Here is an 11,380-nt window from a genome sequence, read left to right on the forward strand (position 1 = left end):
AATTGATTTGTAATTTAATAAATATTGTCACCTCATATTTAGTTTTTCTAAGTAGAAGGTGACCAATTTTATTTTTTAATCAACTAATCATTTGAATTACAATTTCTTCAACTTTTTTTATTGCGGATGGTAATTGCTCGGTATTTATGCCTCCGCCACGAGCAAAGTCTGGACGACCTCCGCCTTTACCGCCCAGCATCTCGGATAATTGCTTAACAATATTTCCAGCAGAAAGTTTTTTGTTCTGTTTTACAAGGGTAGGATTTATAGCAGACATTATAAGCACACGATTATCTAATATTGCAGCAATAACTGCAATCATGTCTGATTTCTCTTTTAAACGGTCACACATAAGTTCCATTTCTTTAACATCGGATGTCTCAATTAAAGTAACTACTAGGCGAATATTATTTTTAAGTTGAATCGAATTTAGCATCAATTCAGAAATTTGCGCATTCACAAGCCTGCTTTGCAATTGAGCAATATTCTTTTCAAGATCTTTTGCATTTTCACGCATAGCGAGAATGCGTTGTGAAATTTCAGTTTCTGAGCATTTCGCGACTTCCGCAGTGTGTGCAAGAGTATTTTTAATTTTTTTAATATAATCAAGTGCCGAAAAACCTGTTACAGCTTCTATTCGACGCACACCACTTGTAACACTTCCTTCAGAGATGATTTTAAATAAACCAATTTGACCTGTGCTTGAAACATGAGTTCCTGCACACAGTTCAAGTGAAAATCCAGCGATTTCGAGCATGCGAACATGATCATCATATTTTTCATCAAACATTGCCATTGCACCCATTTCTTTTGCCTTTGCTAAAGGAACATTTTCAAGGGTTTTCACTGGAATATTTTTTAATATTTCTGAATTTACTAATAGCTCAACCTGTTCTATTTCTTTAGCAGTCATTGCTTTGTTATGTGAAAAATCAAAACGAAGAGCATGTGAATTTACTAACGAACCAGCTTGTCTTACATTTTCACCAACAACTAATTGTAAGGCTCTATGTGCTAAGTGGGTCGCTGTATGGTTACGCATAGTGGACTGACGTGCAGAAAAATCGACTAGAGCAGTTACTTTATTTTGGTTAGCAAATAAATTTTTAATTTGATCATGCTTTAAATAATCTGCGGATTCAGAGCTATACTCGGTATGTTTTAAAAGATGAATTATACTTGAAACGGTTTTTCTTACATCAAGAACTTCAAACTCATTTTTTATCTCTTTACTTAGTGCAACAATATATCCTATATCACTGATTTGTCCACCACCTTCAGGATAAAAAGCAGTATTGGCAATAATAATTTCAAACAGTTTATTTTTTAATTGACGAACTCTTTTAATATTTGAATTTGGAATTTGCACTTCAGAGTATTCAATATTTTCTTTTGATTTTGTTGTTACTTTGAGGTTGTATCCCGCAAAATTTTTATCATCATTTTGATTTAATTTATTTAGCTCAAACCAAGGAGAGTCATCTTGATCAAATTTATAAAATTTTGCTTCTGCTCGGCTTCTTTCTTTTTGCTCAAGCATGTGTTTATCAAAATTCTCAAGGTCAGCTTTAAAACCGATTTCCTCACAAAGAACTCTCGTTAAATCTGAAGGAAAGCCAAAGCTATCATGTAAAATAAAAATATTTTCTCCTGAAATTGTTTTTAAATTTTTCGATTTAGCTTCTTCAACAAAGTGATTGAATTTTGCAAGGCCACTTTCTAAAGTGCTACTAAAACGTAATTCTTCATTGCGGATTGCTTCTTCAATTCTTGTTTTATTTTTAACAATTTCAGGATAAAACTCACCCATTTCAGTCACAACTGTTTTAACTATTTTTTCTAAAAATGATTGATCTTTAGGCCAATTTGGGGAAAGACGATGTGCATGTCTAACGGCACGACGAAGAACACGTCTTAATACATAACCACGTCCTTCATTAGAAAAATTTGCTCCATCTGCAATTGTGAAAGTTAATAAGCGAATGTGATCAGCGACCACATTACAACTTTCTTTTTGTTGTTCAGATAAGTCATTTATTTTTGCATTTATTTTTGCGGTTAAAAGAATTTCTTCCTTTATTTTTTCAAATAAATCGATTTCAAAAAGAGCTGTTTTACCTTGAGAGAGAGCCGCAACCCGCTCAAGACCCATTCCTGTATCAACACTTTTCATAGGAAGATCGAGAAGTGTCCCATCTTCTTGTCTATTGTATTGCATAAAGACAAGGTTCCAATACTCTAAGTAACGGTCACAGTCACAACCAGGTCCTTTACAGATGAGACCTTTTTCATAACATTGACCTACTTTTTCACCTTGATCTAAATAGAGTTCAGAGCATGGGCCACAGGGTCCTGTTGGTCCCATTGCCCAAAAATTATCTTTATCTCCTAGGCGCACAATACGTTCTTCGGGTACGCCTATGGATTTCCAAATTTCAAGAGCTTCTTCGTCTGTGTGGTGAACTGTCGCCCAAAAACGTGATAGATCGAGTTTGAGTTCGTCGCGAGTGAATTCGTAAGCCCACTTAATAGCTTCTTTTTTATAGTAATCGCCAAAACTCCAAGAACCCAACATTTCAAACATGGTGCAGTGGCGTCCATCTTTGCCCACATCATCGAGGTCACCCACTCGGATGCATTTTTGCGAGTTGGTTGCCCGCTTGTAAGAACGAACTTCTTCACCAGTGAGGCAAGCTTTAAATTGAGTCATGCCTGCAATGGTAAATAAAATGGTTTGGTCGGCAATGGGGATTGTAGAGGCACTTGGCACGTAAGTGTGCTTTTTTGTTTCAAAAAAATGAATAAACTTACGGCGAATTTCATTTGTCTTCATAATCACTCCAGTGTTTATCTATCGCATTCTAAAAAAATTCGTTACGGCTGATGTAATATCTAAGCATTCGGATTTACCGAGCTTGATAAACTTATAGAATGGCAATCGAGCAATGGCAATATGAGAGTTTAAGGAATTAATAAATTATGTCTGATAATAAAACTTCAAGCATTGCAACAGAAAATGAATCGGTAAAATTAAAAAAAGCAAGTTTTGCAGCAATAGCAGGTGTTCTTTTTTCACGTGCTTCGGGAGTGGTAAGAACTTCCGTGGTTAATGCAACTTTTGGTGTGAATGTTTCGTTAGATGCTTTTAATGCCGCTTTTCGTTTTCCAAATAGTTTAAGAGATCTATTTGCAGATGGGGCGCTTTCAGCATCATTTATCAAAGTTTTGGTAGAAGAACGAACTAAGGGGGGGGATGCAGAAAAGAAACTGATAAGAACTGTGATTGGTTTTTTTTCCTTTGTTACGTTTTCAATTGCAATCATTGCTGCTTTTTTTTCTTATCCATTTATGGAATTTATTGGAAGTGATGAATTTAAACGATCTGGGGGACTTGATCTCGCTTCATTTTTATTTAAGATCTTAGCGTTTTATTTGCCTTTTACAATGTTAAATGCAGTCGCTATGGCTGTTTTAGGTGTTTTGGGTCAGACCTTCCGAGCAATGAATGGTTCTGTATTTTTAAATGTGGGAATTATTGGAATGGCATTGTCTTCGCCTTTCTTTCAACATTTTGGTTTTAATCCTGTTGTTGCTGTTGCAATTGGAGCTATGCTGGGAGTGATATTCCAAATGATTTATCAGTTTTTACCCCTCTATAAATTAGGAATGTTAACTTGGCCAAGCTTTAATATAAAAGAATGGATCTCATATAAACCTCTACATGAAGTTTTGATTTTAATGTTGCCTAGGGCTTTAGGGCAAGGAGCCATGATTTTAGCATTATTAATTAATACTTTTTTTGCAATTCAAGTAGGTGCAGGTGCGTTAACTTATATCATAACAGCTACGATGATAATTCAAGTTCCAATCGGCTTATTTGGAGTTGCAACAGGATTTGCGGCTCTCCCCGTTTTAAGCAAAGCAATTGTGGAAGGCCAAAATAAAAGGTTTTCAAACTTATTAGTAGAAAGTTTAGACACTGCAATGTGGCTCGCAGCTATGACGACAGCTTGTTTTGCATTTTTAATTGTGCCATTTTATGCTGTTTTATTTCAACATGGAGCTGTTAATTATAATGATACATTGCAAAACTCAATAGCTGTTTGTGCCTATTCAATTGGAATAATATTTGCGTCGGGTTCAAAAATATTATTAAATGCTTTTTATGCGATAAATAGTACAAAACAAATTGTTTACAATGCTTTTTTTTATTTAGTAATAAATGCAACCTTGAGTTCAATTTTAGCACCTAAATTTGGTATATTAGGACTGGGAATTTCTTATGGAACTTCTACAGCGTTTGATTTTTTCCTCAATTTTTATTTTCTAAAAAGACGATTTCAAAAGAATTTTTTTGGCGATAGTCCATATATTGAAGGGGGAAGTAAATTTACTTTACGTATTTTCTGTTTTGCTTTTTTAGCATATATTTTAGGATTATCCGGCGTTGTTTTAGTTAAATATTTTTGGCAAGATTTTAGCAGGTATATTTCATTTGAGCTTAATTTTGTGAGTCAATTCTTAATTTTAAGTGTTGGTGGAATTGTTTTTTGTGTTATAAATTTTTTCCTTATTAAATTTTTTGCACCTACCCATTTAAAAGAATTATTAAACAAAGCTACACAAAAATTTAAAAGATGAAAAAGATTAAATAAAAAGTTCAGGCCATATTATTTTTTCAGAAATTAAATTTGCTATTTTTTCTAAACCTATTTTATCATCCTCAGTAAATCGTGCTAATTTAGGGCTATCAATATCGAGAACGCCAATGAGTGTGTCTAAAGATTTCTGAGCGTGATTTTTGAAGAGGGGTATTACTATTTCGGAGCGAGAAGCGCTGTCGCAGGATATATGTCCAATAAAGTCATGAACATCTTTAACAAGAATTGTTTTTAATTGCTCTGCAGCTGTTCCGCAAACTCCTTTGCCAAGAGCAATACGCGTACAAGCTACTTTTCCCTGAAAGGGACCAACGATCAGTTCCTTTTTTTTATAAAAATAAAAACCAACCCAGTTTATATGAGGAATATATTCGTTTAGAAGAGAACTGATATTAGCTAAATTAGCAAGCCAGTCTGATTCATGTTCTAGAAGATTTTTAAGAGCGGCTAATAATTCAGAATAATCAATGTAATCTTTGTTAATTTCTGTATTATTTTTGATATACATAAAAATCCTATTTTGTTTTATTAAATATATAATTATTAAGAGAGTTTCGATTTTTATAAATATTTTTATTTATTTATAAAAAAGCATAACTCTGATACAGAGACATCTTTTTTTACCTTTCTATTGATTTTTTGTCCAGAAAGAATATCAGTAAGATCGATACTGAGAATCATTCTCATTTATGTGATTCATTGGAGTGGCCTATGAAAAATATTTTTCAACAAAAAATTATGAAAAAAGATCTGAAACAATAAAATAAATAAAAATAATATAAATTAGCAAAATCGGAATGAGGTTAAAAGTGGATAAAAAGCATGCCAAAAGAACAATCTTAAGTAAATTATTGCAAGCTCTCGTTAGGGAATCGATCTTCAATAAAGAAAGCATTAAAATATGTAAAATTGATAATAGCATTGAAATTACTCTTCAGGATGAAAGTAAACTCATCGCTCTGATTGATTCTTTTAACTCATTCGAAAGATTCGATCTCCTGAGTGATTTGCAGTATGTTTCGCAGCAAGGTGTGCAAAATATCAACCACCCACTTGAATTATTACAGCTTTTAAAAGACAATTCTTTTTTTGATCAATTTTGCAGTAAAGATAATTTCAATAATTTTTGTGAAGAAATAAACAATAGTTTGTCAAATTTAATTTTAGCTGAAATCTCTTATGAGCTCATTAAAAATGAGTATCAAAAATCTTCTCAAGAGAGCAATGTGAAATCATCATTGCAATGGATTCAATTGCAAAAAACACTGAACTGTCAATTTAGTCCTCTTTCATTTTATGAGCAATGTGTAATTCAAGGACATCCATTACACCCAAGCGCAAAAACAAAGATCGGCTTTGATATTGAAGAACTTATATCTTATTCACCTGAATGGAGAAATGTTGTTTCTTTAGAGTTAGTGGCAGTTAAAAAATCACATTGTAAACTGACATTGCTTGAAGGTTACTCTTTTTCAGATCTTTTATTTAAAGAGTACCCAATTTTCATTGAAAAGATAAAAATAGAACTGGAAAATAAGGGTGTTGATTTTATAAATTATGATTTTGTTCCTGTGCATCCATGGCAGCGTAAAAATTTAATTTTACATAAATTTAAAACCCAAATTGCAGATTTAAAGATTATTCCTTTAAAGTCTGTAAATATTCCTTCGCTTTCTATGGTTTCATTTCGATCATTTGCCCCTGAACAAAGTATTGAGCATAAGCGTCATCATATTAAAACCACTCTCAATCTATTATCACCGAGTGATTTTGGACTCCTTTCTTCAAAAGTAACAGAATATGCTCCACGTGTTTCAAAAATGCTTCAGTCTATTCAAAGAGACTTAAAAGGGTTTCAAACAGGTCAATTTAGAATTCACGCTGAGGTTTCTGGTGTCAGTTATATTGAATATTCAGATAAGTTTTCAAAAATAGAAAAAGAAGAACTAAGTCAAAATTTAAGTTGTCTTTTGCGCGAAAATCCTGAAGATAATTTAAAAGCAAATGAAGTGTGTTTACCGGCTGCCGCTTTGCTCGAAAAATCACCCATCAGCGGTAAAAGTATTATGGTAGAGTTCATTGAAGAATATTGTGAAAAATGTAATTATACACTCATCGAACAGGCTGCAAAATCTTTTTTTAAAAAATATATATCACTTTCAATTCCTTCTTTATTAACCTTATTAAGTCGCTACGGTTTGAGTTTATCGGCACATTTACAAAACTGCGTTCCCGTTTTTTCTCGGGGAGAGCCTGTGGCATTTTTTATTCGAGATTTTTCTCATATTCGTATATATAAAGAACGTTTAGAAAAACAAAATTTCACATTAAATTTAATCAGTGAAGATGCCCCAATATTTTGTAAAAATATATGTACATTACATAAAAATTTATTTTATTCTTTTTTCCAAAATAATATTGGTGAAATTATTATTGATTTGTATAAAAATTATTCAATCTCTGAAAAAGAATTGTGGAATGAGGTAAAACAAGTGTGTCAAGAAACTTTTGCAACACTTAAAATAGATCCTCTTATTCAATTACAAGCGCTTGAAGATGAAGAGGATCTATTTAAAGAGACAATACAAATGAAGGCTATGACTAAAATGCGTTTAAATGGCGGAAGAAGTGATTATTTATTTGTTGGGATCAAAAATCCTATGAGTGATCTTGAATTATTTGAATAAGGAGATCTGGCATTTCAATAGGAAACATATGTTTTCCTTCTGGAATAAGAATCCATTTTAGATTTGGAAAAAATAGTTTAACCCATTTTTCTGCATTTGGATAGCATGTGTCACTCAGTTCACCTACAAAGAAAAGGGGGCGTATTTTTTTTCGGGTTTGAAATGGTATTTTTAGAAAAGCGATGGTTGCCAAAGCTGGATATTCTTCAAACATCATTGCCTCCCACTTTGGATCGTGACTGAGGTGTATTTCATTTTCCTGTTCTAAAAAACTCCCCTTAATATAGTCCCTAATTGATTCATCGCTCCATTTTTGCATAAAAGAACTTTTTTTGTATTCAGTTAAAGCTATTTCTTCAGAAGGAAATTTGATTTTTCTTTTTTTTACTCTTTTCCCCATAGGACTCAAATGTTTCATTTTTAAAAAGCTAATGAAACTCCATTTCCAAAGAATTTTTGGGGGAAGAATTGCGGGATCTAAAAGAATTAAATCATCAATTTTCAGTCTATTGGCTGACAGAAGTGCTAACCAAGCCCCCAAGCTATGCCCCCCTAACAACCAAGAAATATTTTTGTTTTTTTGCTCTTTTACTTTTTGAAAGACTGCAATATGGTCTTGGATTAAAAGATCCCAAGTCCAGTCAGAGGAATTGTCTTTTATTAATTTAGCTTTTGCCTTTGTTTTTCCAAACCCACGCATGTCATATGTGACAATAAGCCAATTGAATTGAAGGGCCATCTTTTCAAAAAGAGCTCGATATGTTTGGGCTGGCACGCCATTTGCATGGGCGAAAAAGAGAGCTTTTTCTATTTTTTCATTTTGAGTTGGACTGTATTCATAGATTTCAAAACCATCATAATTGTATTGGAGCATATAAACCCTCAAAAATAAATACTGAACAAAAATATTAACATATTCTTTTTTTTTGAGCGAGACTTTTTTTTTAATTAAAATCAGACAAACTCATTGAGTTTGATATTAACATTTCAATTTGATTTGCAAATTAATGTCATATACACAGAGGTATAAATTGAAGTATAAGAAAACGATTGTATGGTTGAGAAGAGATTTAAGAGTGCAAGATAATGTAGCTTTGAGCAAAGCCTGTGAACTTTCTGAATGCGTAATTCCTATTTTTATTTTTGATACAAATATTTTAAATCAATTGAAAAATAATGAAGATCGCAGAGTGAGTTTTATTTTTCAAACTCTAAAGAAATTAGAAGCAGAGCTTAAAGAGTCTAAGAAAGGATTGCTTATACTTTATGGCGATCCAATGCTTGAAGTTCCAAAAATTGTAAAAAAATTAAATATTGAAGCTGTTTTTTGTAATAAAGATTATGAGGGTTACGCTAAAAAAAGAGATTCTTATATATGTAATGAATTGAATGGGAGTGGGATTTCCTTTTACTCCTTAAAAGATCAAGTCATATTTGAAGAAAATGAAATTTTAAATTTACAAGACAAACCTTACAAAGTTTTTACACCATATAAAAATATGTGGCTCAAAAAACTTAAAGAAGTGAATCTTAAACAGCATATTTTCAACAAAGATAAATTAATTGATTTAAATAATATTAAAGAAATTAAAATAGATTATTCTTTGCAAGATATTGGATTTAAAAGTTCTCAAATACATCTTTTACCAGGCCGTGAGGGTGCTTTAGAAAAGCTAAAAATATTTGCAAAAAAAATTGACAGATATCATTTAAATCGTGATCTCTTTGATGAAGATGGAACTTCACAACTTTCTGTGCATTTAAGGTTTGGCACAATATCTATTAGAGAACTTTTTTGCTTTGCGGATAAACACAATTCTCAGGGTGCTGTCATATGGAAAAATGAACTCATATGGCGTGAGTTTTATAAAATGATTCTTTGCCAATTTCCAAATGTAGAAAATTCAAGTTTTAAAAGAGAATATGAAAATATAAAATGGGAAAATAATTCTGAATTTTATGAAAAATGGTGTGTGGGTATGACGGGTTATCCAATTATTGATGCAGCAATGAGGCATTTTAATAAAACAGGCTGGATGCACAATCGTTTAAGAATGGTTGTGGCCTCTTTTTTATGTAAAGATCTTCTTATTGATTATAAAAAAGGAGAAAAATATTTTGCAGAAAATTTATTAGACTATGATCTCTCTGCAAATAATGGGGGTTGGCAATGGAGTGCTTCAACAGGTTGTGATGCTCAACCCTATTTTAGAATTTTTAATCCTGAAGCTCAATCAAAAAAGTTTGATCCAAATGGAAATTATATAAGACAATTTTGTCCTGAATTAAAGTTATTTGACGAGAAAAGTATTCATGCTCCCAGCAGTGCCAATCATAAAGTTTTAAACTCAGCTAAATGCAGGCTTGGGGTTGATTACCCAAACCCCATTATTCAACATGATGTGCAAAGATTAAAAGCTATTAAGCTTTTTAAATGAGCTAATTATAACTAATTCTTCGAGTAAAGGAATGTGCACAGAAGTTGAGGTTCCTTCGACCCAAAAAACATTCCTTGACTTATGGATAATTCTAAATGATATTTTTGTAATGGATCCTAAGTTATTAATAAGATTGTAATGAGCATTTGAAATGAATTCATTTTCTTCAATTAAAGTAAAATTATAAGCTGACTTTCCTAATAACTCTTTAGAATTGTATCCAATGAGATTGATAAATGATTGCGGAGTATAAATGATTTCTCCAATAATATTAAGAATAATAAAAGGGAAGTTCTGATGAAATTGATTCTTTTGAAACATATCTGTTTCAATTTGAATTAAAGATTTTATTTTTATATCTAAATGGTTCATTTGTAAAATCCCAAAAAAAATATCTATCAGTTATAAATATATGTCTTGATATATAAGTCAATATAATTTTGGTAATTTTTATAAAATTTCTATTTAGTTTTGCAAAATTAGTTACATTTTTGAGAGATAATAATGATAAATGTCTCTTCTAAAGATTCTATATATATTCCTTTTGCATAGGCTTTTATAGCAATAATTTTCCCAGATTTTGTTTTTATCTGCGCTTTAATTTTATGAATTTTTTCAACGTTATAAATCATACTGAGTACCTCTTCACTGAGATATTCAATTTCGTCTGGCACTAAATATTCATGAACAAGCTTTTTCGTAAACTCATCTCTTGCATATCCATAAAACTCATCACAGTTCTGGCTGACGTAAACGATTTCTCCAAATGTATTATAACATGAAATAAAAAAAGATTGCGATTTAAGCAATTTTTCGGAAGTTATATTATTTAAAAAATTATTAATATAACGACTAAGTAACATTTGTTATCTTTCTTTATAATTAAAATTATATAATAATTATGTTATTATATAATGGTTTTAATAATTTTATAGTGCTTTGCTATTTTGCTATAAACATGAATTTATTATTAAAAATAAAAACAATGAATGTTTTATAGATATTTTTATATGAAAAAGTCAACCCATTTGAAACAATGCATTTGAAGTTTAAAGTATGACATTATTTATTTTTGAAAATGAAAAAGGCATAGTCATAAATAAAGGTAGAAAAATTATAAGCACCTAAGAAAAAATAAATCTGTCTTTTAATGATTAGCTTCAGCTGAAAGAATAGGAGATGTTTTGTTATTAGCACCGAATGAAAATGAATTTTTTGTATTGAATTGAAATATAAATTCATCTTGTTCAACGTAACCAAAATTTTGTTTTAAATAGCGTTCTTGTCTACTGGGAGAATTTTTAAGGCGAAAAATCGTTTGCTCGAGCTCCTGATTTTGAATTTCAATTTCCATATTTGTTTGAGCTAAAATGTTTCGTTCACTAATCAGTTCCATAAAATTTGAAATTCCAGCTTTTCCAATTGCAATTGATCCAATAATAAGCCAAAGAACGATTACCACAACCCAACGGGCGAGCGATTGAAATCGTTTTGAAAAAACTGCAGTGTTTGAAATCTCTGACGACATTACTTATCCAAAATAAAAGTAAAATAAAGTGCTCAACACTCATTCAAACTATCTTAGCACGGAGAA

General features: G+C 31.4%; 9 protein-coding genes. 3 read left to right on the plus strand and 6 right to left on the minus strand.

The window, feature by feature from the left end; all coding sequences use genetic code 11:
* Positions 1 to 79: 79 nt before the first annotated feature.
* Positions 80 to 2,833, minus strand: a complete 2,754-nt coding sequence (gene alaS, locus GCL57_RS06085) for an alanine--tRNA ligase (RefSeq protein ID WP_152212453.1) — start codon at positions 2,831 to 2,833, stop codon at positions 80 to 82.
* 146 nt (positions 2,834 to 2,979) lie between these two features.
* Between alaS and murJ the strand changes: the two genes are divergently transcribed.
* On the plus strand, positions 2,980 to 4,641 hold the full coding sequence (murJ, locus tag GCL57_RS06090) for a murein biosynthesis integral membrane protein MurJ (protein WP_152212454.1): 1,662 nt from the start codon (positions 2,980 to 2,982) through the stop codon (positions 4,639 to 4,641).
* Positions 4,642 to 4,647: 6 nt separating this feature from the next.
* On the opposite strand, the gene GCL57_RS06095 is transcribed toward murJ, so the two are convergent.
* The gene (locus tag GCL57_RS06095; RefSeq protein ID WP_152212455.1) at positions 4,648 to 5,169 is read right to left on the minus strand and encodes a GAF domain-containing protein; all 522 of its coding nucleotides are present in this window, start codon (positions 5,167 to 5,169) and stop codon (positions 4,648 to 4,650) included.
* A 301-nt stretch (positions 5,170 to 5,470) separates the two neighbouring features.
* Between GCL57_RS06095 and GCL57_RS06100 the strand changes: the two genes are divergently transcribed.
* A complete protein-coding gene (locus tag GCL57_RS06100) occupies positions 5,471 to 7,348 on the plus strand; it encodes an IucA/IucC family protein (RefSeq protein WP_161597629.1) in 1,878 nt (625 codons plus the stop codon).
* Here the strand turns inward: GCL57_RS06100 and GCL57_RS06105 are convergent.
* The gene (locus GCL57_RS06105) at positions 7,320 to 8,222 is read right to left on the minus strand and encodes an alpha/beta fold hydrolase (protein WP_152212457.1); all 903 of its coding nucleotides are present in this window, start codon (positions 8,220 to 8,222) and stop codon (positions 7,320 to 7,322) included. The two genes, GCL57_RS06100 and GCL57_RS06105, sit on opposite strands and share 29 nt — an antisense overlap.
* A 133-nt stretch (positions 8,223 to 8,355) precedes the next feature.
* On the opposite strand from GCL57_RS06105, the gene GCL57_RS06110 reads away from it, so the two are divergent.
* Entirely contained in the window at positions 8,356 to 9,786 is a 1,431-nt protein-coding gene (locus GCL57_RS06110) for a cryptochrome/photolyase family protein (RefSeq protein WP_152212458.1), read from the plus strand.
* Here the strand turns inward: GCL57_RS06110 and GCL57_RS06115 are convergent.
* The 3 genes from GCL57_RS06115 to GCL57_RS06125 form a co-directional block, all read right to left on the minus strand.
* On the minus strand, positions 9,760 to 10,158 hold the full coding sequence (locus GCL57_RS06115) for a PAS domain-containing protein (protein ID WP_152212459.1): 399 nt from the start codon (positions 10,156 to 10,158) through the stop codon (positions 9,760 to 9,762). The genes GCL57_RS06110 and GCL57_RS06115 overlap by 27 nt on opposite strands.
* A 107-nt stretch (positions 10,159 to 10,265) precedes the next feature.
* Positions 10,266 to 10,649, minus strand: a complete 384-nt coding sequence (locus GCL57_RS06120; protein ID WP_152212460.1) for a PAS domain-containing protein — start codon at positions 10,647 to 10,649, stop codon at positions 10,266 to 10,268.
* A gap of 284 nt (positions 10,650 to 10,933) precedes the next feature.
* The gene (locus GCL57_RS06125; protein WP_152212461.1) at positions 10,934 to 11,314 is read right to left on the minus strand and encodes an FtsB family cell division protein; all 381 of its coding nucleotides are present in this window, start codon (positions 11,312 to 11,314) and stop codon (positions 10,934 to 10,936) included.
* Positions 11,315 to 11,380: the final 66 nt, after the last annotated feature.

This window comes from Fluviispira multicolorata, from assembly GCF_009208585.1.
GTDB lineage: Bacteria > Bdellovibrionota_B > Oligoflexia > Silvanigrellales > Silvanigrellaceae > Silvanigrella > Silvanigrella multicolorata.